This window comes from Thermogladius calderae 1633 (assembly GCF_000264495.1).
GTDB classification, from domain to species: domain Archaea; phylum Thermoproteota; class Thermoprotei_A; order Sulfolobales; family Desulfurococcaceae; genus Thermogladius; species Thermogladius calderae.
Genome location: NC_017954.1, coordinates 382,147 through 404,877 on the forward strand (window position 1 = coordinate 382,147; position 22,731 = coordinate 404,877).

26 protein-coding genes and 2 tRNA genes are annotated in these 22,731 nt (G+C 52.0%); 11 read left to right on the forward strand and 17 right to left on the reverse strand.

Going from position 1 to position 22,731, the window contains the following annotated elements; genetic code table 11:
- Positions 1 to 57: 57 nt before the first annotated feature.
- Positions 58 to 155, reverse strand: a tRNA-Asn gene (locus TCELL_RS02175).
- Positions 156 to 282: 127 nt separating this feature from the next.
- Between TCELL_RS02175 and TCELL_RS02180 the strand changes: the two genes are divergently transcribed.
- Positions 283 to 522 carry a MarR family transcriptional regulator gene (locus TCELL_RS02180; RefSeq protein ID WP_048162942.1) on the forward strand — a complete coding sequence of 80 codons (240 nt, stop codon included), beginning with the start codon at positions 283 to 285 and terminating at the stop codon, positions 520 to 522.
- Here the strand turns inward: TCELL_RS02180 and TCELL_RS02185 are convergent.
- The gene (locus TCELL_RS02185; protein ID WP_014737095.1) at positions 475 to 1,749 is read right to left on the reverse strand and encodes an MBL fold metallo-hydrolase; all 1,275 of its coding nucleotides are present in this window, start codon (positions 1,747 to 1,749) and stop codon (positions 475 to 477) included. The two genes, TCELL_RS02180 and TCELL_RS02185, sit on opposite strands and share 48 nt — an antisense overlap.
- A gap of 86 nt (positions 1,750 to 1,835) precedes the next feature.
- Here TCELL_RS02185 and TCELL_RS02190 point away from each other — a divergent pair, with 86 nt between their 5' ends.
- From TCELL_RS02190 to TCELL_RS02210, 5 genes are all read left to right on the forward strand, one after another.
- On the forward strand, positions 1,836 to 2,216 hold the full coding sequence (locus tag TCELL_RS02190; protein ID WP_014737096.1) for a nascent polypeptide-associated complex protein: 381 nt from the start codon (positions 1,836 to 1,838) through the stop codon (positions 2,214 to 2,216).
- On the forward strand, positions 2,203 to 4,791 hold the full coding sequence (locus tag TCELL_RS02195) for a DNA-directed DNA polymerase I (RefSeq protein WP_014737097.1): 2,589 nt from the start codon (positions 2,203 to 2,205) through the stop codon (positions 4,789 to 4,791). The genes TCELL_RS02190 and TCELL_RS02195 overlap by 14 nt, the downstream gene beginning before the upstream one ends.
- 69 nt (positions 4,792 to 4,860) lie before the next feature.
- On the forward strand, positions 4,861 to 5,148 hold the full coding sequence (locus tag TCELL_RS02200) for a 30S ribosomal protein S26e (RefSeq protein WP_014737098.1): 288 nt from the start codon (positions 4,861 to 4,863) through the stop codon (positions 5,146 to 5,148).
- A 62-nt stretch (positions 5,149 to 5,210) separates the two neighbouring features.
- Positions 5,211 to 5,522, forward strand: coding sequence for a hypothetical protein (locus TCELL_RS02205; RefSeq protein WP_014737099.1), 312 nt, complete (start codon positions 5,211 to 5,213; stop codon positions 5,520 to 5,522).
- 43 nt (positions 5,523 to 5,565) lie between these two features.
- Positions 5,566 to 6,045 carry a protein-lysine N-methyltransferase gene (locus TCELL_RS02210; protein ID WP_014737100.1) on the forward strand — a complete coding sequence of 160 codons (480 nt, stop codon included), beginning with the start codon at positions 5,566 to 5,568 and terminating at the stop codon, positions 6,043 to 6,045.
- Here the strand turns inward: TCELL_RS02210 and TCELL_RS02215 are convergent, their stop codons facing one another.
- Entirely contained in the window at positions 6,046 to 6,810 is a 765-nt protein-coding gene (locus tag TCELL_RS02215) for a tRNA (adenine-N1)-methyltransferase (RefSeq protein WP_014737101.1), read from the reverse strand. It abuts the gene before it with no gap.
- Positions 6,811 to 6,952: 142 nt separating this feature from the next.
- Between TCELL_RS02215 and TCELL_RS02220 the strand changes: the two genes are divergently transcribed.
- Positions 6,953 to 7,393, forward strand: a complete 441-nt coding sequence (locus TCELL_RS02220) for an ASCH domain-containing protein (RefSeq protein ID WP_048162943.1) — start codon at positions 6,953 to 6,955, stop codon at positions 7,391 to 7,393.
- Between the two features lie 13 nt (positions 7,394 to 7,406).
- On the opposite strand, the gene TCELL_RS02225 is transcribed toward TCELL_RS02220, so the two are convergent.
- Both TCELL_RS02225 and TCELL_RS02230 read right to left on the reverse strand, forming a co-directional pair.
- A complete protein-coding gene (locus TCELL_RS02225) occupies positions 7,407 to 7,586 on the reverse strand; it encodes a ribbon-helix-helix domain-containing protein (RefSeq protein WP_048162946.1) in 180 nt (59 codons plus the stop codon).
- Between the two features lie 66 nt (positions 7,587 to 7,652).
- Entirely contained in the window at positions 7,653 to 9,098 is a 1,446-nt protein-coding gene (locus TCELL_RS02230; protein WP_014737104.1) for a glycosyltransferase family 39 protein, read from the reverse strand.
- A gap of 69 nt (positions 9,099 to 9,167) precedes the next feature.
- Here TCELL_RS02230 and TCELL_RS02235 point away from each other — a divergent pair, with 69 nt between their 5' ends.
- Together TCELL_RS02235 and TCELL_RS02240 are read left to right on the forward strand one after the other, a co-directional pair.
- Positions 9,168 to 10,445 carry a hypothetical protein gene (locus TCELL_RS02235; RefSeq protein ID WP_014737105.1) on the forward strand — a complete coding sequence of 426 codons (1,278 nt, stop codon included), beginning with the start codon at positions 9,168 to 9,170 and terminating at the stop codon, positions 10,443 to 10,445.
- A gap of 22 nt (positions 10,446 to 10,467) precedes the next feature.
- Positions 10,468 to 10,551 (forward strand) — tRNA-Ser (locus TCELL_RS02240).
- A 160-nt stretch (positions 10,552 to 10,711) separates the two neighbouring features.
- On the opposite strand, the gene TCELL_RS02245 is transcribed toward TCELL_RS02240, so the two are convergent.
- The 3 genes from TCELL_RS02245 to TCELL_RS02255 all read right to left on the reverse strand — a co-directional run bounded on the left by TCELL_RS02245 (position 10,712) and on the right by TCELL_RS02255 (position 12,498).
- Positions 10,712 to 11,749, reverse strand: coding sequence for a molybdopterin-binding protein (locus tag TCELL_RS02245; protein ID WP_014737106.1), 1,038 nt, complete (start codon positions 11,747 to 11,749; stop codon positions 10,712 to 10,714).
- 70 nt (positions 11,750 to 11,819) lie between these two features.
- Positions 11,820 to 12,125, reverse strand: coding sequence for a carboxymuconolactone decarboxylase family protein (locus TCELL_RS02250; RefSeq protein ID WP_420834838.1), 306 nt, complete (start codon positions 12,123 to 12,125; stop codon positions 11,820 to 11,822).
- Between the two features lie 94 nt (positions 12,126 to 12,219).
- Positions 12,220 to 12,498, reverse strand: coding sequence for an ATP cone domain-containing protein (locus TCELL_RS02255; protein ID WP_157864683.1), 279 nt, complete (start codon positions 12,496 to 12,498; stop codon positions 12,220 to 12,222).
- A gap of 173 nt (positions 12,499 to 12,671) precedes the next feature.
- Between TCELL_RS02255 and TCELL_RS02260 the strand changes: the two genes are divergently transcribed.
- Positions 12,672 to 13,619 carry an NAD-dependent epimerase/dehydratase family protein gene (locus TCELL_RS02260; RefSeq protein ID WP_048162950.1) on the forward strand — a complete coding sequence of 316 codons (948 nt, stop codon included), beginning with the start codon at positions 12,672 to 12,674 and terminating at the stop codon, positions 13,617 to 13,619.
- Between the two features lie 81 nt (positions 13,620 to 13,700).
- On the forward strand, positions 13,701 to 14,888 hold the full coding sequence (locus tag TCELL_RS02265) for a glycine C-acetyltransferase (RefSeq protein WP_048163576.1): 1,188 nt from the start codon (positions 13,701 to 13,703) through the stop codon (positions 14,886 to 14,888).
- 3 nt (positions 14,889 to 14,891) lie between these two features.
- On the opposite strand, the gene TCELL_RS02270 is transcribed toward TCELL_RS02265, so the two are convergent.
- The 9 genes from TCELL_RS02270 to TCELL_RS02310 are packed head-to-tail and all read right to left on the reverse strand — an operon-like array spanning position 14,892 to position 22,703.
- Entirely contained in the window at positions 14,892 to 15,422 is a 531-nt protein-coding gene (locus TCELL_RS02270; RefSeq protein WP_014737111.1) for a DUF1616 domain-containing protein, read from the reverse strand.
- Entirely contained in the window at positions 15,419 to 15,901 is a 483-nt protein-coding gene (locus TCELL_RS02275) for a DUF1616 domain-containing protein (RefSeq protein ID WP_014737112.1), read from the reverse strand. Before TCELL_RS02275 ends, TCELL_RS02270 begins: the two co-directional genes overlap by 4 nt.
- Positions 15,898 to 17,565, reverse strand: coding sequence for a DUF58 domain-containing protein (locus tag TCELL_RS07475; protein ID WP_202945697.1), 1,668 nt, complete (start codon positions 17,563 to 17,565; stop codon positions 15,898 to 15,900). Before TCELL_RS07475 ends, TCELL_RS02275 begins: the two co-directional genes overlap by 4 nt.
- Positions 17,566 to 17,614: 49 nt before the next feature.
- Positions 17,615 to 18,460: a hypothetical protein gene (locus TCELL_RS02285; protein ID WP_014737114.1), complete on the reverse strand. Its 846-nt coding sequence runs from the start codon at positions 18,458 to 18,460 to the stop codon at positions 17,615 to 17,617.
- A complete protein-coding gene (locus TCELL_RS02290; protein ID WP_014737115.1) occupies positions 18,447 to 20,165 on the reverse strand; it encodes a hypothetical protein in 1,719 nt (572 codons plus the stop codon). Before TCELL_RS02290 ends, TCELL_RS02285 begins: the two co-directional genes overlap by 14 nt.
- Positions 20,162 to 20,413, reverse strand: coding sequence for a hypothetical protein (locus TCELL_RS02295; RefSeq protein ID WP_014737116.1), 252 nt, complete (start codon positions 20,411 to 20,413; stop codon positions 20,162 to 20,164). Before TCELL_RS02295 ends, TCELL_RS02290 begins: the two co-directional genes overlap by 4 nt.
- Before the next feature lies 1 nt (position 20,414).
- Positions 20,415 to 21,074, reverse strand: a complete 660-nt coding sequence (locus TCELL_RS02300; RefSeq protein WP_048162958.1) for a hypothetical protein — start codon at positions 21,072 to 21,074, stop codon at positions 20,415 to 20,417.
- Entirely contained in the window at positions 21,071 to 21,718 is a 648-nt protein-coding gene (locus TCELL_RS02305) for a hypothetical protein (RefSeq protein WP_014737118.1), read from the reverse strand. The genes TCELL_RS02300 and TCELL_RS02305 overlap by 4 nt, the downstream gene beginning before the upstream one ends.
- Positions 21,719 to 21,728: 10 nt before the next feature.
- Entirely contained in the window at positions 21,729 to 22,703 is a 975-nt protein-coding gene (locus tag TCELL_RS02310) for an AAA family ATPase (protein ID WP_014737119.1), read from the reverse strand.
- Between the last annotated feature and the right edge of the window lie 28 nt (positions 22,704 to 22,731).

The window sequence follows — 22,731 nt, forward strand, 5'->3', positions numbered from 1 at the left end:
TCAAGCTACGGGTTTTTCATATACTGTTCTTGGTTAACCTTTAGAAGTTGGATAAAGCGCCGGGGCGGGGACTCGAACCCCGGACCACCGGGTTTCCACCAGGCTACCTAACGCGGTTAACAGCCCGGCGCTCTACCAGGCTGAGCTACCCCGGCTCGAGTTCTTATTATATATTGTACGACGGGTTTTATACTTCAACAACCGTTGTCGCCGTTAGTTTCAGGGAGGTGGTCGTGTTTCAACGCCGACCTCCACTAGGGGTGCCCGGAGATAACAAGCACGGTGAGGGTTAAGGTTGACGTAGTCAAACTCTACAAGAGCTTTGTTGAGTCCGGGGTGTTGTTCGTTAGCGTTGAGGACGTCGCTGAGAGGCTCTACACCAACAAGACGTCAGCTGGGAGGATACTGGCTAGGTTAGAGAGACTGGGTCTTGCTAGGAGATGGTCCAAGAACGTGTACGTAATTAGAGCCAGGCTAGTCAACAGTTATGGAGTCTCCGTTGTTAGGGACGTAGATGTTTAGGTCTTTCCCCAGGCTCTCCCTTATGGCGTTAGCCAGGCCTTTAGACGACTCCTCGTCGCCGTGGACTATGACCACGTTGCGTAACGTGTGCGAGTAGGTCTTGGCTATGTCTACTAGCCCGTCTCTACCAGCGTGGCTAGAGAAGTCGAACCACTCGACGCGGGCTTTAGTGAAGTAAACCCCGATCTCCTCCAGCCCTCCTTTCTCGAGGAGCTTATGTCCCGGGCTATTAGGTGACTGGTAGCTAACGAGTAAAACAGCGTTCTTAGGGTCGTCGGCGAGCTTCTTTAGGTACTGGAGACTGGGACCTCCCTTGAGCATACCTGCCGTTGCTATGATGACCCCTGGACTCTTTAGCGCTTTTTTCCTATCTCTCACGTTCTTCACGAAGGTAACCCTTTCTAACGCCCTTGTGTACAGGGACGGGTCTCTCAAGTACTTCTGGTAGTTTAGGTATATACCGCATATCTCTCTCGCCATCCCGTCTACGTAGATGTCTACATACGGTAGCTCGTTCGCGAGTAGCGTCAAGACCTCCTGGCTTCTGCCCACACTGAAGGAAGGTACTAGTACCACTCCGCCACTGGAGATCACCTCCTCGACTACGCTGACGAACCTTTTCTCGACGCGGTACCGGGGTGGGTGTACCCTATCACCGTACGTGGCCTCCGTAATTAGGGTATCTACTTTGACAGGCCACAACTCAGCCCCGCTGAGCGTCCATGTCTGCACCGTATTGATGTCTCCTGTGTATAGAATCCTGTGCCCGCTCCGGGTCTCGACGTAAATAGCTGTGCTGCCGAGTATGTGGCCCGCGTTCATGAAGATCAGCTTAAAACTCCCAGCTTCGACTTCCGCACCGTAATCGACGAACTGGGCGTTGTCGCTCATTTTCACGAACTCGCTGTACTCGTAGTCCACGTTGACTGCGTTTAGCTTCAGAAAGTCTAGTACGAGGAGCCTGGCGATTTCGATCGTGGGCCTCGTCATGTAGATCCTCGGCCTCCCGGTTATGTACATCAAGGGGGCTGCCCCGATGTGGTCGAGATGCGCGTGCGAGATCGCGATCAGGCTTAGATCAGCAGGCCTCACGTGCAGGGGCATTTGAGGACGGTCCTTGTCGTCGAAGTTAATACCGTAGTCTAGTAAAGCCTTCTCCCCGTCCTCGACTAGTATAGCGGCTCTACCTACTTCCCTACCTCCACCTAGTATTCTCAGGCTGGGCATTTTGAATCAACAGGATTCTTCGCTTCGGCTTCTACTTTAATAGGTTAACACGACTTATATAAATTAGACTACCGCGGTGTTTCTCCTTGATACCGGGATTTAGCCCCCGAGAACTGAAGAGAGCACTGAAGAGGATGGGTCTAGACGTCGAAGAGCTGAGCGATGTCGAAAAAGTTGAGTTCTATTTGAAGGACAGGAAGATCGTTATCGAGAGCCCCCAGGTAGTGGTTATAAAGTCTAAGAACCAAACCGTTTTCCAGGTCGTCGGGGAGGCAAAAGAGGAGACGGCTGGGAAGGAGCAAAGAGAAGCAGGGGTCGCGGTAAACGAAGAAGACGTTGAGTTTGTAGCCTCGCAAGCTGGCGTGTCCAAAGAGGAGGCTAGAAGAGCACTCATGGAGACTAAGGGTGATATTGCCGAGGCGATTTTGAGGCTAAGGGAGAGGAGGGGGTCTAGTGAAGTACAGTAAAATAGGCGATGTCTACACACTGGATTTCGACAGGTATGTTTCTACACTGGACTCGCCGGCTTACCTCCTCAATGTCGAGTATAATGGAGAGGCCGGTAGAGCCTGCCTCGTATTTTTGTCTAACGATGGGAGAAGGATAATTAGACTGCTAGACCCCACGGGGCATAAACCATACTTCATAACAGACGAGCCTGCTGACGAGGTCTTGGAGAGGAAGGAGATAACTGGAGACCCTTCTTTCGAGGCTGTTGAGGAGGTTATCAAGGTAAACCCCTTGACCATGCAGAAGGTGAAGTTGACAAAAATAGTTGTTAAAGACCCGCTCGCCGTAAAGAAGCTTAGGGAGCATTTCGCCTCGGCGTGGGAGGCCAAGATCAAGTACCACAACAACTACATTTACGACAACTTTCTCGTGCCCACGATGAGGATAAAGGTTGAAAACGTCAACCATAGACCTGTCTTGTCAATAGTCAAGCCCTCCGTAGACAAGCAAGTCCTGGAGCTCGTCACGAAGCTATTCGGTAATGAACACCCCGAGGTCTACGAGACGTCGATGGGCTTCCTCGACTACTTCGAGGAAATGCCTCCAAACCCCGTGAAACTGGCGGTCGACATAGAGGTCTATAGTCCCGCAAAGGGTAAAGTCCCCTCACCAAAACACGCGGACCTCCCCGTGATATCGATAGCGTTCAGCGCAAGCGATGGGTTTAAGAAAGTCTTAGTCTTGGCTAGGGACGTGAGATTCGGCGAGCCGACCGGCGAGTACCCTTGGGAGGCCGAGATCGAGGTCTTCGATAGCGAGAGGGCTATGATCCTCGAAGCCTACAGAGTCATGTCTAACTACCCTGTGGTCGTGACGTTCAACGGGGACAACTTCGACCTACACTACTTGTACAACAGGTCGATCAACCTCGGTATAGAGAGAGACAAGATCCCCATCAGGATTGCGAGGATAGAGGAGACGAAAGAAGTCCAGGCCAGGTTGGAGTCCTCTATACACATCGACTTGTACAAGTTTTTCTCGAATAAGGCCATTAAGAGCTACGCCTTCGGCAACAAGTACCAGGAGGAGAATCTAGAGGCGGTATCAACTGCCTTACTTGGAATATCCAAGGTTGCGTTCGAGGGAAATCTCGGCGAGAAAGACCTCTCGTTGCTAGTAGCCTACAACTACCGAGACGCCGAGATCACACTGCAGCTGATCACCTTCAATAACGAGTTGGTTTGGAAGCTGATGGTATTAATGGCCAGGATATCGAGAACCGGTATCGAGGACATCTGTAGGAGGAAGATCTCAAACTGGATCCAGAACATGGTCTTCTGGGAGTCGAGGAAGAGGAACTACCTGATCGTGAATAAAGAGGATATCCAGAAGTTCGCAAAGAGCACTCACACCAAGGCTATAATAGAGGGCAAGAAGTACGCTGGCGCTCTCGTGATAGAGCCGCCAATAGGCGTCTTCTTCAATGTAGTAGTCCTGGACATCGCCTCCCTGTACCCAAGTATCATAAAGAAGTACAACCTGAGTTTCGAGACCGTTGATGTAGATTGGTGCTCTAACAAGTATTGGATAGAAGACGAGACTGGAAGGAAAATCCATAGTGTCTGTAGGGACAGACCAGGCCTGATGTCAGTTCTCGTAGGTATACTAAGGGACTTCAGGGTTTTTGTCTACAAGAAGAGAGCCAAGGACAAGAGTCTTCCACCAGAAGTACAGGCGTGGTACGACGTCGTGCAGAAGGCCATAAAAGTCTTCATAAACGCTAGCTACGGGGTGTTCGGCGACGAGGCCTTCCCACTCTACTCGCCAGCTGTGGCCGAAAGTGTTACAGCGATGGGGAGGCGCTCTTTCTTCAGTATCCTTAGTAAGGCGGCAGAGCTAGGTGTAAAGATATTGTATGGGGACACGGACTCGATATTCTTGTGGAACCCGACGCAGGAGCAATTAGGGAGGCTACAGGAGTGGGTTTACAACAACCTCGGGCTGGAGATAGAGCTCGACAAGGTGTTTACCTTCATCGTCTTCACGGGGTTGAAGAAGAACTATCTCGGGCGGTCTAGCGATGGCGGGATCGAGATAAAAGGCCTTATTGCCAAGAAGAAGAACACGCCCGACTTCCTCAAGAACTTCTTCGAGGAGATAATCGAGAGGATGAGAGTCGTCTCAAACCCAGCGGACCTCAAGGAATTCGAGGAATGGTTAAGGAGCGAGGTGAAGGAGAAGTACGTTAGCTTGAAGAGGAAGGAGATAACTCTCGACCAGCTCACGATCAGGACTGGTTTGACCAAGAAGGTCGAGGAGTACACGAAGAACACGCCACCCCATGTTAAAGCAGCTATACAGTTGAAGAACTACGGTATCCACGTTGGGGAGAACGACATTATAGCGTACGTGAAAGTTAAGAGCAAGGACGGTGTGAAGGCGATTCAGTTGGCAAAACTCGCCGATATAGACCCCGACAAGTACATCGAGAACATAAGGAGTAGCCTCGAACAGCTACTTGAGGCGATAGGGCTGGACTGGGACAGCATTATCGGGACGAGGGTAAGCGACCTGTTGGCCAGGTCAAAATAGAGTACACGGGATAGAAAGGTATATAGGCTTTTGATCCAATTAGAGACTCAGCCGATAGGTGATTACCTCATGCCAAAGAAGAGGGAGAGTAGGGGACGTAGAAAGGGTGATAAGGGCAAAGTAGAGATGATACAGTGTGACAACTGCGGGAGGCTTGTCCCCGCAGACAAGGCTATATGTGTCACGAGAATGTACAGCCCTGTAGCTCCTCAATTAGCTCAAGAACTAGAGAAGAAGGGCGCCATAATAATGAAGTACCCTGTTAGGAAGTGCTACTGTATATCGTGCGCTATACACTACGGTATTATCAAGGTCAGACCAGAGGAAGAGAGGAAGGCTAGAGGGCTGGTTATTTAGAGACAGGGATACGGTTTTAACCTCTTTAAGGCATTTAAACGGCTCTGAGAACGGGTGATCGAATGGCTTCCATAAAGAAGGTAGTACTCGTCACCGCGGAACACCACCCCTATCACAAGCTATGGGTCAAGCTGGCGGAGAGGCTATCGAAGGATCTTAACACATCCTTGGACGTCAAAATAGAAGACTACGTTTACATCAACGAGTACGGTGACAAGGACGAGTACGGTATGGCGTGGCTGCCTCAGATTCTAGCCGAGTACGACGACGGGACAGTAAAAGTCCTCTTGTCTCAACTTCCCTTGAACCAGGCCCTCCAACCAGACGAGGAGAAAGCAATAGAGATTATGAAGAGTAAAGCTTTAGGGTCTTAACGGCAAATATTTTTACCTTGGATTCAAACGCGAGGCCTTAGGCATGTACTACGTGCCGTACGTCCCTACCCCCTACCCTGTTGTCAGAAAAATGCTTAGTCTTGCCAACGTCGGACCCGAGGACGTGGTTTATGACCTAGGATGCGGCGACGGGAGGATTCTCATCGTATCGGTCAAGGAGTTCAACGCCAAAAAAGCGGTAGGTATCGAGAAGGACCCCGAGAGAGTGAAGGAGGCGAAAAACAATATTCTAAACCATGGACTGGCCGACAGAGTAGTGGTGATAAACGACGACTTCTTTAACGTAGACATCAGCGAGGCTACGGTTGTAACGCTCTTCTTGTTGACGTCCGTGAACGAGGCCCTGAGACCCAAGCTCGAAAAAGAGCTGAGGGACGGGGCGAGAGTGGTCAGTCACGAGTTCAAAATACCTGGTTGGAACCCGGTTAGAGTTGTCGACGTTAAAGACGACAACGGGTTAACTCACACGGTCTACTTGTACGTTAAAGGAAAACACGCTTGATCAAGGGAGTATTTTTCTACCGAATACTATGTAGCCCGTGTGCCCCGTCATTCTAGGGCTGGGACGCGTGCCCTCTTCGGATACGATGTACTCTCTCAGGAGAACCTCGTATACGTGAATGTCGACGAATAACTCTCGCATCGATGTCACGGTCTTCTCGACCTGGTTGACAGTGGGTAGAAAGGCGACAAGGGGGGATCCCAACTTGAGCGAGTCGTACACGGCTTTGATGGCGTTCCAGGGGTCGGGGATGTCTAGGATAGAGGCGTCAAAATCGCGCTCGTCGACCCCCTCCCTGACGTCCCTTTTGACAAAAACGACTCTCTTTGCGAGGCCAAGCCTCTCCAAATTTTCGGCGGCCTTCCTAAGCTTCGTCTCGTCTATGTCTACGGCGTATACCTTCCCGCTCTCCCCAACCAGGTAGGCCAACACTGCTGTAACGTGCCCCGTCCCTACGCCCCCTTCGAGTACTTTGGACCCCTCTGTGACCCCGGCCAAGTATGCGATCAGGCTCACGTCCTTGGGGTATATTACCTGGGTGGCTCTCTTCATTGACGCAAGGAAGTCGACTGGGAGGGGTCTGAGCAGGTGTACTCTTACTCCCTTAGAAGTCATCACGGACTCGCCTATCTCCCTCCCTATGACTTCTTCGTGTCTGACAAAGCCCTTGTCGGTTCCGAGGATACCGCCCTCGCGGATCACCTGTACGAATCTTCTCTTGGGGTCTATGTAGAAGAGGACCCGATCACCAGGCCGGATCGGCATTACTCGGAACACCGCTCAGTACTGGTGTCATACATCACCGCTCAGCAATACCAGCTATCCTCATCTCAACTATATTTAAAGTTCTTCGGAGTTTAAATAGTGTAGGCAGTCACCGGCTAGTTAGAGGCAGTACGTGGTCTACATGGAAATGTACTTGATAAGCATACTGCCTCTATACACCCACAGGATCTTCACGGGGAAGAAGAAGATCGAGTTGAGGAGGTTCTTTGGGATAAGGCCTTCGCCGGGCAGTCTCTTCGTCGTGTACTCTAGCGGGAGTGTGAGGGCGATCGTAGGGGAGTTCTACGCTGGCGAGGTATTTGTAGGAAGCCCGGACGAAGTAGCCGAGATCGCTCTGAGAGGCGAGACAGGCGTTTCCAAGAGCGACCTGAGGTATATCAAAGGGTCGAGGACAGCGGTGGGGATCGAGATACGCGGGGCCAGGCTTTACAGGAGGCCGGTTAAACTGGAAGAGCTCAGGACGATCTTCCCCGGGTTCCAGCCCCCGCTCAGTTTCAGAGTGTTGAGAGAGGACGAGCCTCTTTACGTCTTGTTAATAAAGAAACTACGAGAGCTCTCGTAAACCAGGAAAAACCCTATCTCATTTCTCGGTCTTTAACCCAGAGCTCCTTTTTCAACAGGTCTCTAATTGCCACTCTTATGACTTCACTCCTGCTACTGTACCTGCCAATTTTGACTAGTTCGTCAATCCCCTCGACGTAAATCTCGGGCATTTTGACGGTGATCAATCTCATCCTAGCAATGCTGTTAGCCATCTTACTCACCAACCTTCTATGGCGTACGGTAAGATTTATAAACCCCAAGCCATTTTTCCCGGGACACTACTGGAGGAGCAGTAGTCTTCCTATTGCCCTCTCCGCCTCGGTCAAGACGCCTCTCCACGACCTAAGGACTTGCAGTACGTCAGTACTGTTGAAAGTGGCTATAATAGTCATCGTGGACGTGTAGACTATTGGTGCGAACTGGACGGCGTAAAAGCTGTACTGTGTTCTCCCACCTATAGCCCACAACAGAGCATAGCCCGCAAGCAACCCGAGTAGCCAACACGACGACTTGGCGAACGCGGTTTTACCCTTCAGGTACCCCGGTAATAGGGCTAGTGTACCGACTAGTGCGAATGACCATACAGGCCAGAACCCGACAGCTAATACAGTCACTCCACCGGGGAAGTAGTAGAGCGTGAAGGAGTTTACGCCGGCGAACCAGTCCCAAGGAGTGGAGCTAACCGGGCAGCCGCCACCGGAGCACTTCACTTGGGTGTGCCAGGCTATAGCCCCCGTGATTGACTGCTTGAACCAGTTAGTGAACCCTAAATAGCCGATCAGGGGTAGACCAGCTAAGATCTGTGCGGCAAGGAACGCCAGCCCGCCGACTATGTAGAACCCTAGTAAGGTAGCGGTGAAATCTAGCAGGTTAAAGCCCTTCTCCACCCGCTTTCGGGCGTACAGCAGGGACAGAGGTATTAGAGCGAAGAGTGCGTTGAACTTGAATAGAGACCCTATAACCACAGCGAGTAGGGCCAACCCGTACCTTTTACTGAGCGCGAAGTAGAAGGACAACGCTGTGAACAAGGAGACGTATATGTCTAACAGCGCGATTGACGACAGGTTTCTTACAAGCGGGTCTACGGACAAGAGTGCGGCTGCTACCAAGCCCGCTACAGTGTTTCCATGTAAGAGTCTCCTTGCCGTGAGAAATGTTAAGAAGATCAACAGAACCCCCGCAACCATGTTGCCGAGCCTCCAGTACAAGGGGTAGTCCCCAACCAACACAATGGTCAAGCCTATAAGGTACTTTCCTAGCGGCGGGTGTTCGAGATTGAGGTACGTGTTGATACCGGAGGCGTCGGGCATCATCCAGCCGGGTATCACGTCTCCCACGTTGACCACTCTCTTAACAGCGTCTAGGAACTCGTTGAGAGCTGTAAGGTTTGTGGAATATGCGTAGAAACCGTTCAGCTTGCTGTAGTCAAGCCTGAGGGCTACACCGTACTCCTTCGCCAACGACTCGACGCGTGTCCTGTCCAGTTTGCCGTCGTAGATGATAGTGTACCCATAGCCCCCCACCTCCTTAGGGGAGAGATGGAACACCTTTAACATAATGTTTCTAGCGGAGGCGACATACCACACTTCGTCCGAGACGTAGCCTTTCCCGCCAACGGCCAGTTCATTGTCGGTGAAGCGCGTGTCCCAGTAGTAGAACTGGGTTGCGGACAGAGCCAGAATAACTGCCAGTAAGGCGAGCTCGTATAGTCTCAGCCTAGGCAACGCGACACCTTGCGTTATTATAAATCGGGCGGGTATTAATATAGGGAGTCAGCTCCCGGTGAAGCTCTTTTGAAGGAGAGAGCAGTAGTGTTGCTGGTAGCTCTATTCGCAGGGTTGGCGGCCTTTATTATACACATGCCACCCGAAGTATCGGTCGCCTTGTTCGGGAGAAAGCTTATACAGGCGCCTTTCTACGACGACTTTTACCAGTCAGTCTACAACGGGGTATACGCGAGTTCGTGTTCTGGTGGCGAGAACTGGATTAACGCGCAGGTAATGCGTGCTGTTTGCGAGGGTGTTCCCGTGTTCCCTGTACCTTACTCGGACTACAAGCTGAACCAGCCACCTCTCTACGCTCTGATAGCAAGCTCCATGATCTACCTGTCAAACGCTGTTGGGTATAAGCCTGGAACCCCACAGGCGGGTGCCTTTTTCTACATTCTTCAGTCTGTCGTAGAGGTATCTTTTCTCGTCGTCGCAGCGCTGGTATACCACGGGTTCACAGTCGAGCTTAACGCGCCTATTCAGAGGCGGGTGCTTTCGTTCCTTTTCCCATCTATGGTAGCGTACTCCGTGTACTCTCTTGACACCCTATCCCTCTTCTTGCTGGCCTCCTCGCTCTACTTCGCCTCGCGGGGTCGCCTTACGTATTCAGCGATCGCGCTAGCCGTGGGCTCCTCGGTGAACGCGTTTCTCTTCATACCGCTCTCCTTACTACTCTATCTCAACGCGGTCGGTAACGTAAAGCTGAGTTACCTACCTGTCGTAGCCGGGCTCATACCCTATACAGTGCTAGGTGTGTTAACGCCTTCGGGCTTGGTAGGCTACTTTACGTACGTGGTAGACAACAGCCTGAACAATGGGCTAGCGGTGATATTCAACTACTTCGCGGGCAGGGACGGCTACGGGTACTGGGTCGGGCTCTACATGACTATTCTATTCGTCTTGTTAACCCTATCCGGGGCGGTAGAAGAGGGGGGTCTAAGCACTTACATGGCGTCGTTCACAGCCCTTGCTATAGTGCTAAACCCCTCCTTACCACCTCAATCTCTTTTGCTCCTAGCGCCTCTACTCTACGTGTACACGCCAGGTACTAACGAGCAACTCCTGTTGTACACAGCCGACTTTCTAAACACCATGATAATACCGATGTGGTTTAAGGACTCTACTCTGAGATACTACGCAAACCTCTACCTGGGCCTTAACCTACCAGTCTACGACCAGCCGTGGAGCCTCGACTCGCCTGTCCAGTGGGTTGTCCAGGCGAGGAACGTAGTACTACTCGCACTCTCTCTAGGAGTATTCACCGAGCGTATTAAGCGAGTGATTAAAATTAATAAAAGCTAGAGTAGATAAACCTATAACGCCTGCCGGGGTCGCCTAGCCTGGTAGGGCGCCGGCCTGCTAAGCCGGTGGGGGAAACCCCGCGCGGGTTCAAATCCCGCCCCCGGCGCCTATTTTTTATTTCGAAGCTCACAGCTTGGCATACCGTGTTATGGATGAACAAAGTTAGTAGGGACAACGAGGATTACAGCGAGATCAATAGTAAACGCGAATCGCACGTTGCCCTGCTTGGTACTGTGCGAATCTCTATCGTAAGGCTTTTGTTAATGCTATATGCGTTTTTTCATTTTCTCGAGGTAGTAGTCAGTTAACCCTCCCTCGCCGAGTCTAACTATGTGTTCTCTAGGTACTCTCGCCTTAGACGAGACCCACGGTAGTATTATGTCTAGGAAGTTGAGGTCCGGGAAGTGTATTACCCCGCTTGAGACGCCTATGATGGCCTTGTCTCCCTTGTAAGCGACCATGCTCATCGTGGTCGGCTTAATGGGGATACCGTAGGCTACGACCGTGTCAGCCACCATTCTTATCGCGACCGGTGTCCTATCGGTTGGGTCGACGCTCATGCCCCCGACTGCTATAACCGCTTCGGAGTCCTCGAGCAACTCCTCTATTTTGTGCGCGATCTCCTTCTCGTCATCCCTGGCATAGAGAACTCTACTAGGACTGCAATTGTACTCGGCGAGCTTCTTTACGATGATCCCGCTGGCTTTGTCTCTCTTGAGGCCCTCCACGATCTCGGTGCCCACGACGAGAACCCCGACTCTGGGTCTCGCGCTCGGTATCAGGGCTAGAACCGGGTTGTATGGCCTCGTTTTGTTCAACAGGTCTTCTAGGACCGCTCTAGGCACCTTCAGTGGCACAACGTCAACGACCGCCACCACGTCCCCTTTCCGCACAAAAACGCCGTTTCTCCGCGTTATCACAACCAATAACCCGCTTTCGTTAACAACTCTCAGCCCCTCGGAGTTGACAATAAACAGCCCGTCTTCGCCTGCTCTTACAAGGGCTTTACCCTCTTCCGAAGCCTCTACTACGAGATTTCCACTCGTAATACTACTTGCCAGGGAGATCGCGGCATCCGTCTCGAATACCTCTTCAGTAGACTCTTCCTCGTCGTCTAGCACGTAGACGTAGTAGTGCCCGTTAGCCTTCATTACCTCAACGTCCCTTGTCTCTAGGACTTCGCCCCTTCTCTTCAGAGCCCCTTTCTGGTCGGGTGTTACGATCGTGTAGTCCATTGCCAGTCTCTTCCCTACAGCGTCTTCTACTCGCAGGAGTTTCAAGGTCTCACCTGTGGGAGTTTTCATGTCTAATAAGTAATTGTGTGTATTAAATGTGTAGTGAAGATGGGATGTTAATGGGTTAATGGTCAAAAAACTATTTGTAAAGCTGTTTAGCGTACTCGTACGCTTTTAGACTGTACATTAGTGCGGGGCCGCCGCCCATGCAGACGGCAACTTTGATCACGTCGTAGACCTCCTCAATAGTGGCACCAGCTTTATACGCTTCGTATAGATGCCACTGGATACAGGGCTCGCACCTTATCGCGATGGCTATACCTAGAGAGACAAGCTCTTTGGTTTTCTTGTCTAGAGCCCTCGTGGACTCCGCCTCCTCAACATAGTGAATGAAGTCCTTAAGCTCGGGCGCCTTGCTGAGAAAGTCAGAAAGGACTTGTTTAATCTCGCTTAGGCTCTTTACTAAGGACGCCTCCTCCAAGACTAAACCCTCGCATCTCTAATCTGCGGGAAAGTTAAAAAAGTTAAGCCAGCCTAGATCAGACCTCGGGCTTCCTCCTCTTAACGGCTTTGTCGAAGATGATCCAGTTTCTATACCACTCCTCGTTCTCCCTCTTCAAAAGTTCCAGGACCATCTTCATCAGGTCTTTGCTAGAGATCTCCGTTACGTTTTGCTCGAGGAGTTTTCCCTCGACAATTTTAGCGATCCTTCGGGCAACATCTACCGGTGCTCCTGTTTTGATAATGCTGACCACGATCTTCTCCGGTATGAACTCTTCCTTGCTCCCGTCTCTCTTTATCACAAAGATACTACTCACACCTACCGCCCCTATTTAATATAAGCGGTGTAAATATATATCCTTTATGCACGTATGTACAGGGTCTTTTGCCTACGGGGGTCTAGTACATAACCGTCTCCCATAAAAGGCACTCTTGAATAGGGGGAAAGTCTTATTCTCACGGGGTGTCTTATAGCAAAATGTGGTTAGCCATGATAATCCTAGTCACGGGCTCTACCGGGCAAATAGGGTCTGAGCTGGTGCCAGCTCTAAGGGAAGTTTACGGCAAGGACAGAGTGATCGCCTCCGGTAGGAACGTGGCCAAGCTAAGAGAGATAGGCGAGCCGTACGCCGAGCTCGACGTGCTGAGACGGGACGAGATAGCCAGAGTCGTCAAAGAGTACAAGGTTAACGTGATAGTCCACCTGGCCGCGGTGTTATCGGCGAAGGGAGAGCAGGACCCCTCTCTCGCCTGGGACATCAACACCAACGGGACGCTAAACGTGTTCGAGGTAGCGAGGGAGAACAGGCTCGACATGGTTGTAGTACCCAGTAGTATTGCCGTCTACGGGCCCGAGACGCCTGACAACCCTGGCGACATAACAGTGATGAGGCCGAAGACGATCTACGGGATTAGCAAAGTCGTCACGGAGCTCCTGGGCGAGTACTACTACTTAAAGTACGGCCTCGACGTTAGGGGGCCCAGGCTGCCCGGCGTCATAAGCTGGAAGACTCCACCTGGAGGAGGTACGACCGACTACGCTGTCGAGGCATTCTACGAGGCTGTTAAGAGGGGGGAGTACACGTTCTGGGTTAGACCCGACACTAGGCTGCCCATGATCTACATGCCGGATGCTATAAGGGCGTTTATGATGTTGATGAGGGCTGATAACAGTGCACTCACGGTCAGGTTCTACAACGTCCAGGGCATGAGCTTCACTGCCAAGGAGTTGGCTGACACTATAGCCAGGTATATACCTGGCTTCAAAGCAGACTTCAAGCCAGATCCGCTGAGGCAGAGAATAGCGGACTCGTGGCCAAAGAGCATCGATGACAGTAAGGCTAGAAGGGACTGGGGCTGGAGGCCGGTGTGGGGTCTCGAGTCCATGGCTAGAGACATGATAGAGAACCTAAAGAAGTCCCTAGGAAAAAAGGGATAGAGAACCCTTAAACCGTTTATTTGCGTCTAATAGATTTATATCCGAACCAGCGATCTATACATATATGGTGTGGTGTTGAGCGTGGGGAGGCTAGACTGGATTACAGAGGAGCTAGAGAACCTGAAGAAACAAGGCCTCTACGTCACTATACGCAAGCTACAAACCGCGCAGGGCCCATGGGTCGTCGTAGACGGTAAGAGAGTCTTGAACATGTGTAGCAACAATTACCTGGGTCTCGCGGCTCACCCGAGGATTAAAGAGGCCGCGATCAAGGCTATACTAGACTACGGTGTCGGCGCTGGGGCCGTGAGGACCATAGCAGGGACTATGGAGCTACACGAGATACTCGAGGATAAACTAGCCAGGTTTAAGAGAAGGGAGGCGGCAGTGGTTTTTCAGAGTGGTTACAACGCCAACCTGGGCGCTCTGAGCGCCTTGGGGTGGGGTAGAAAGGACCTCGTCTTCGTCAGCGAGGAGCTGAATCACGCGAGCATAATCGACGCGATGCGGCTCGCAGGGGCGCCGAAGGTGATATACAAGCACGTGGACATGGAGGACTTGAAGAAGAAGCTCGAGGAGGTCAAGGACTACAGGATCAAAGTGATCGTAACCGATGGAGTGTTCTCGATGGACGGGGACCTCGCCCCTCTCCCTGAGATAGTCGAGCTAGCCGAGCAATACAACGCTATCGTGTACGTCGACGACGCACACGGCGAGGGCGTCCTGGGCGACCATGGTAGGGGGATAGTCGACTACTACAAACTACACGATAGAGTCGACTTCGAAATGGGCACCCTAAGTAAAGCCTTCGGCGTTATAGGAGGGTATGTAGCCGGGGACAGGGAGTCAATCGAGTTCATAAAGCAGAGGGGCAGGCCCTTCCTGTTCTCAAGCGCGATGAACCCGCCAGACGTAGCAGCAGCAATAGCGGCCGTTGAGATACTAGAGGAGAGCGACGAGTTGATCAAGAAGTTGTGGGAGAATACACACATACTACAGAAAGGTCTTAGAGACGCGGGCTTCGACCTAGGCAACACTAAACACCCGATTACACCTGTGATGCTCTACGACGAGAAACTAACGCAGGAGTTCTCGAGGAGGCTGTTCGACGAGTACAACATATTCGCCCAGGCTATCGTATACCCCACGGTGCCGAAGGGTAAAGCTAGGATCAGGCTCGAGCCCTCGGCGGCGCACAAGCCGGAGGACATGAAGTACGTCGTAGACTCTTTCACAGAGCTGGCTAGGAAGGTCGGTTTCTTCAAGTAGTTTTTAACTCCCATAGACCACCTCTACTATCTCGGAGTACTTCCTGTACAGACCTAGTAGGCTTAGTGCAGTAGTGAGTAATGCGAGTGAGGTTAGTACGGGTGTAAGTCTTATTCCAAACGGAGTGTAGTTTAAGACGAGCCCTACTAAGGGGACTATCGCTAGGCTTAACCCTATGGATAGAGCTAGCTCTTCGATCGGACTCAACTCCCTGCTTTGATACAGTGCTCTTATCAGCGAGTATCCCGGTAAGAATAGGACAAAAAGTGAGCCGAACAAGTATCTAGCGAAGGTTAAGATAGGGCTTGTACTCGATACAGCAACCAGCAGGAGTGTTATTGCCTCGACCGATATCAATGTCCAGAACCAGAGCGAGTAGTCGAGTCTCACGACAACTTCTAGGAATGAGCGGGGAGGGTGTGGATCTCTTAGCTCAATGTCACCTCTCGCCCACTCCCTGTAGGCCTCCAAGACACTTTTTATTCCAGTCCTCTTCTTGGCTACATAGTCCTCAAGAGTTTCTTTGTTGCTCAAAACACGACACCCGTCACGTTCAGTCTTAGGAAGACGTATTCGCCCATGTAGACCCACGTGCTGTTATCGGGGGAGTAAACGTACAGCTCTAAAACCAGCGTCTGGTTCAACATAGGGTACGTGAAGGTCACGTTAAAAGGTATTGTCGCGTTCTCGTAGTTGCCGAGGAGTGTGTAGAGACTGAATAGAGGAGGCTTGGGTAGCGGGGTGGTGTTCGAGGGTACCCCTCCATCCCCCACCTTCACGTCTACTCTGAATAAGGCCGTGTAGCCAAGGTGGTTGTAGACGAAGACGTTGAGAGAAATTACCTGTCCTACTCTTACGTTACTGGGGTAGTCCCCTATCTTACCCTCCTTGTTCAGCAACCCTATAGCCGCAAAGTTTTCCGAGGGTCTGGGTAGGGAGACGGCTATGCCGACAACTGACAGAACTATGGATATAGCCAGTATGACTGCGAATACTTCGTCGTCCAAGATCACAGCGCATCGACCACTAAACCGGTTCTCGACAACCCGGGTTCTACGACTTCGGGTAATCTGTAGGCTGTTAAACCGTGCGACTCCAGTATAAACCTTAGGAAGTCGTATTTTAACATAGTCGGCGTACCGTTTACTATCACGTAGGGTGTTTTAGTGTCTCCTACCAGTCTCTTGAACTCCTCGTATATCCTACTAGACTCTACTCTGTGTACCTCCCGCAAGAATACTACCAAAAACGGTTCTTCTAGCGTCATCATCTTGTCTGCCACCATTTTGTAACTGCTGTTTACCGGGCTGAAATCCCAGTTCAAGCTCAGTTCCTCACTTCTAAGCACACTAATCAGGCCAGCAAGAGACTCGAGAGGAGAGCCTGATATAAAGTACTCCCTCAGCGAGGGTGTACGCAGGTAAATATAGAGACTCTCTTTCGCGTCTTTCACATACCAGACCAAGCTGAGGGTAGTCAGAACGAGGCTGTCGAGCTCCTCGTAGTTCGAGGCCACCCAGTCAGCCACTATGAGCAGACCCCCGGACCCCCCAGCCGCCCCTCCCCCGTCTCCTCTAGAGAACTCTTTGACTACGAGTTTGCCCTTACTAGCACTCTTCTTCCAGTGTATCCTCCTGGGCGGGTCGCCCGGTGTGTAGTCTCTACAACCGATGTATTCCCCGTAGAACCCGGAAAACAGTCTCCGCATCAAAATGTACACTCTGCGGGCCAATCTCCACGCAGCGTAGTAATCCCTGGCGTCCCCAGCCGTGATAGTCTCTCCACTCCACTCTCCTAATTCTCCGCGGAGGGGAAAACCTGAACCCGCATACCCTGCGCCCGCTTCTCCTGGTGCGGGTTGAGAGCCTGCCCCAACTTGTCCAGCTGTCAGACTACTACCTAAGCCAGCACCAGTAGCGCCCCCCAACGGAACCCCGGGCTCGGTGTGTAAGACCCTCTCGCGCACGAGTATGAGAGGTGAAGGGGTCTCTCTCAACGCCCTCCTGAGATAAGCTAGCGCTCTCTCGGAAACTACTCTAAACTTTGGGACGACTTTGAAATTCACCTTAATGGCCGGTTTCTCAATACAGGCGAAACCGCTGCTGTCACAGAACCTGGCCTTCACGAGCATGTTAACCAAGCCTATCCTAGTAGCCCTGGCCACGTACTCGTATTCAATAGGCCCGCTCGCTAACCCCCTTCTAACGAAGTTGTCCCCGACGCGTATCTCGTACCAGGCGCTCTCCCCTATCTCAGCCCTCACCCTAATGCGTGCTTCTCCGCCGAGTTCCACTACTTTCCGGTCGGCTTCAGCAATAACGTCAATCTTACTTAGCTTGAACTGGACCAGGCCTAGTCTAAAGGCAGCCGTACTTAGTGCGGAGAACGCCGAGACTATGTTTACGGGCGTCAGTATGTAGATAGGTGTGAAAATCCCCGTGAAGACGGATATCTCGGTAAAACCGCTCCGCGCGTTGCCGGGAGAGGACTTGTAGGCGAGTACGCTTACGGCCGACGACACAGCTTTGGCTAGCAGGCACAAGGGGTCCAAGCTCAGGCAGAGAAGACTCGACGTAAAGGTTGTGAAGCTCGTGTAAGCAGGGTCAACCATTGTAGCGGACGCCAGTACTAGAGCTACCAACGATCTGACGAAGTCCCTCTCAACCAATAGCACCAATAGAAACACGGTGAGCTGAGCTGAAACGGCGACGTAAACGGTTAGAGCCTTAAAACCTCTGTCTGACAACAAATACTCCTCCGGCCAGTAATGTCCCTAATAGAAGAACGAGGATAAAACTGTTGTAACCCCTAGTAGAGGCGGCGAGCCTTAGGTACTCTAGGAGGTCTCTACTCTGGGCGGTCTGGTCGATCACAACCTCTCTACCGCCTCTAATTTCGTCTAGAAAGTCCTTGTTAAGGCTGAACAGGTTGTTGACGAAAATATTGCTGGACGGTATTATAAACACTGTACCGTTGAGGTACCTGAACGCGACGCCTACGCAGAAGCTGTCCATCGGTTCGCCAGGGTCGTAAAAACCGTTACCGTTCAGGTCTATGTACGAGAAGGGTGAGGAGTACAAAATACACTCTCCACCCGGTCCCCAGCTTTCGATGGGGCGAGGTTTTTCAAGAACGACGGTTACGTTTAGCGGCCTGGAGAAGACCACGGGTTCGAACCTAGTGCCGTGCTTGGAAACTTCATCTAGCAGTGTCCCATTGTATACCGTGACGGTCAGGTTGAGGAGGCTCGGGAACTCCTCTGTGGTGTTGTCGGCCCACATGACGACAGTGCCCCCTTTGGCGAGGTAGTCGGCGACGTACTTCAAGCCGTTACTGTCCAACGAGCTAACAGATGTAAGCACTAGTACAGTATTCTTCGGGTCGAGCCTCTCGAGCTCGCTATACCTCAGGATTATCGCGGCGTTGTACTCTGAGTAGAGAGTCGAGAACCCATCTTTGCCGGTGTTCGCTACTGACTCGGGCTTGTTCGAGGGCACTATAACGAGTACGCTTAGGGACGTAAAAAGCAAGAACGCGGTCACGACAAACAGTAGCGGGCTAGGTCTCGGCATTTCTAATCTCCCTTGCAACCGACTCGGCTTCCTCTCTCTTGGGCTTATCACGCGAGTAGAGCTCCTTCTCTACTAACACGAGTAGCCTCCATAGGAGGCTCTTAATAGCGGTGTTGATCCTTAGGCTGGCAAAATGCTCTCTAAGCGTCTCCTGCGCCTCGGGCTTTCTGAACCCCAACTCGTTTAGTAGCCTGTAGTACAGGCCGGCCACTGGCAGCTGGCTGCTGAGGTAATTTATAAACCGAGAGACGCTCCTCGGCGAACTTCTCCTCCCACTTCTAGAACCAACATGTTTCAACACCAAGTACACTCCCCTCTCGTGAGCTACGAGAAGTGGCAGTACAAAAGTGGCAGCAAGGACGATAGACAGGAGTGTCAGCGGGTTTATGTACAGCACAGATACACGGTGTACTGCCGGCTGGTAGACAGAGCCCTCTACTGGGTATACCTCTATTACGGCCTCTACGCGGTCGAACAGCCCCAATCCACCGTTTAAGTAAGCTATACCGTCCTTGGAGACGTCTCTTTCACCACCACTTGTAACAACGACTATTCTGGAAGCGTTCCCCAACGCTCTCACAAGTACGGGTATCGCGTTGGAGAGGCTCACGTATACCGAGGGTGCCTCCACGAGGACGGGGACCTCGGGTCTCTCGACGAGTAGCGGGATCGAGACTGTGCCGCCCAGGTACTTGAAGCCAGGCTCTAGCCTCACTACGAGGTAGTGTGTTCCGGGCGTGGCGTTGTCGGGGATCTTGAAAGTTACAACAACGCCCTCTTCCCTTAAATAGCCCTCGAAGAGCACGTCTCGATCTAGTAGGACAGAGGCAGGACACCCCTCGGCGGGGACTATGTTCGCCGAGACAAGCTCCCCGGGCCGCACAACCCTGGGTACGTTGACTGTTATGTTATTGGTGTATAAGTCTAGTGTCAGGAGTGAAAGGGCCGACGAATTGGCCGAGTCCCGTATCTCGACATGAGCGACCACAGTGTACTTCCCTGCGGGTAACACCTCGCCCAGTTTGCTTGCCGGGGGGATACTTACATCGATCTTGTTGACACCCGTTGAAACAGAGAACTCTTCGGTGACCAAGGTTGTGAGTCCTGGGAGTACAGCCAAGACTAGGGACCCGTTAAAGACGCCCTCTTCTAAGACAACGATCTTAAACGACACGGTGTCGCCTGGGGCAATAGCTTGCGAGCTCGGGTACACCTTGATAGAGCTGCTTGACCTGGACGTGGCTAGGTATACCATTGTCTGGTTCAGTAGGCTGTCAACCCTGTCCAGCAACGAATAGACCTTTCCCGAGTAGAGCGAAGCAGTGCTCTTGTCTACACTACATGCTGTAAGAGTTTTAACGTATGATTCGACGTCTGTTCTCAGCCTCTTGGATAAATCCGCGATATGCTCTAGGGTGGCGGCGACACCGCTCTCGTTGAACACCGTGTTAAGGGCGTCGTGTAGATCGACGAGGTCTTCCACGACACTGCCGTGTAACTGGCTTATTGGTGGAGGTAGGACTGCCTTCGAGTACAGGTTTAGTAAGTCTGTCGAATTGTTGCCGCTCAAGGAGGCTTCCATAACTTTGTACAGTGAGGCGATGAGGGCTTGGCAGTCGAGGCCGGCCTCGTCGGCACGGCCTATGCTTGGGAGGGGGAGCGCGAGGACAAGAGCGAGTAAAACGGCTAAGGCGAGCTTCGTCAAGACGCTAAGACCTCGTAGACCCTGTACGATACCAGGGCTATGAATAGCGTTATTAAGATCCCGTGTAGGACTCCTACAACCCTCCTGTTCTCAAAACTAGGCCTGTTCATGGCGTACGATATGTAGAACGAGAGGATGTTGAGTACAACGTACACGTCCCACCGTGTCTCGCCTAAAAACAGAACCCAGCCATTCAAGACCAGGGTTAAGACTATATACAGGCGCACGAACCTGTCCAGCTCGCTCACACTACCCCACCCTTAAGAACACCTCGGCATTACCGCCCGCGAGACTAACCCTCTCAAGGCAGACAACCCGGTCTTTAAGCCTACCCACGGCTGCGAGCACGTACCCTACGAGAGGGTTGTAGGGGTATTTTAGTAGATCAGCGAACTCGGGCGGTAGATTGAAGAGAACTACTCTCACGGAGCCCTCTTCCTCGAATAAGGCTATGTTATTACAGAGCCCTCTGTTAGAGCACAGGGCACTACGCAGGTCCGCGGTGCTCAGCTTATCGTAGTCGGCTAAAACACTAGATATAGGGAAGGCTATGTACGGTGTATCGGCGTAGCCTACACCAGGTTTTTGAACAGCGTGTGGAGCGCTCTTCGAGAAAACGACGTACTCCTCCCCGCCCGAACCCCTCATATAGCAAGGTCTCACACCCAACATGTCGGCGTCTTGTAGTATACTCGTGATAGCCACGGTCGACGCCAGAGAGTACTCTTTGAGAGATAGAAGCAGGCTCTCGCTCGTAGAAGCCGAGGTGAAGATCAGGACTACACCTATAACAGCTGTCGAGGCACCCATACCTATGATAGGCTGGCTACCCGTTACGACACCGTACGCGATCAGTATAGAAGCGATAACGACTATGTTCAAGCCGGCTACCATGTAGCGCAGTATCAAACCAGCCCACCCAGGTAGTAAACGACGGGTTTAATTATGGTGTCAAATACCACGATGACATCTGCCCTCTCCGAGCTATCGAGAGCAAGATTTTTCGCCATGTAGACGATATACGAATACACCAAGTATAAGAGGTTCACACTCAGGACCGGGCTAAGGTAAAGGGGGATAAAGTAGATCGAGACCAAGACGGCGCTGTCTAAACTAGCCGGTTCTAGTAGCCTGGCCGAAAACAAGACATCGTATACAGCAACCACGGACACGCTCAACGGGTTCTTGATGCCCAGAATTACGCCTAATGTAGTTGACAAAAGTAGGGGCGGTAGGATATACGGTCTGTAGAGAGACTGGTACTTATCCACATCTGTGGAAGAGTAGAGCCCCAGAATTAGAACGGCGAGACACGCTAGATCAAGTAGCCACAGAGGCGTGTTGAGCGATGTGATGAGCGCTTTTACGGTCAAAGGTACGTAAATGAGTAACGGCTGTAAGTCTAGACTCCCCCCTCTGCTTAGTGAAAAGTAATAGGCCTCTAGTACAGCCGTGAACGAGCCTAGTGCTACAACTAGCGATAGTAGGCCGGGGGCAAAATACTCAAGGATCGAGGTTGTAGCTAGTAGTGTGACTACTAGTATATCGAGCATTTCGAGCGACCTACTTTGGGACAGGGACTCTATTTAGAGCCTCTTCGACAAGGCTCTTCGGGGTCACACCCTCGACCTCGAACTCCTCCCTGATCTTGACCCGGTGCGCTAAGATGGGGACCGCGAGGGCCTTCACGTCATCAGGTATAACGTAGTCCCGCCCCTCCATGAAGGCGAGGGTCCTAGACACTCTGTATAACCAGACGCTAGCTCTATGGCTAGGCCCGTAATGCACGGCTCGGGAGCTCCTCACGTAGCTCACTAGATCAACTATGTACTTCTTGACGTTCTCCTCCACGTGCACCCAGTAAGCGATCAACTCGGAGATCTTAGTCACGTCGGACGGTGTGAGCACCTGCTCGACTGGAGGCTGTATCACGTAGTCTGACCTCGAGACTATTTCGAGTTCTTCCTCGGGTGGGTTGTAGAGCGAGGGCAGGCTAGTAGCAAACCTGTCGATCACCGTCTCGATCACGCCGTAAGCCCCGCTCGCGTACTCCTGGGGGATCATCGTCGCGATCACCATGAAAGGCCTGGGCAGAGAGTAGGTGGCCCCCTCGACCGTGACCTGGTATTCCTGCATCGCCTCTATGAGTGCGGCTTGAGACCTGGACGGCACCCTGTTAAGCTCGTCGAGCAGTAGAATATTAGAGAAGACAGGCCCTCTCACAAAGCTCGATGAACCGTCCGGCCTATACACGTGGAAGCCTGTTATATCAGAGGGCAGCGTATCGGGGTGTCCCTGGACCCTCCTGTAAGTCCCACCTATAACTCTGGCTAGCGTCTTTGCTAGAAGGGTTTTACCGGTGCCGGGTAAGCCCTCGATCAGCAGGTGGCCGCTACTCAGAAGCGTTGCCATGCTAAGCTTTACTAAATCCTCCTTCCCGACGTAGACCTTCTTGATCTCGCCTAGGGCTTGTTTGACCATCTCGCGGGCGTGGTCTATATCAAACGACAAGCCTGAATCCCTAGCGAGCCGCTTCATCAATAATTTCACGTTGTCAATATAAGCC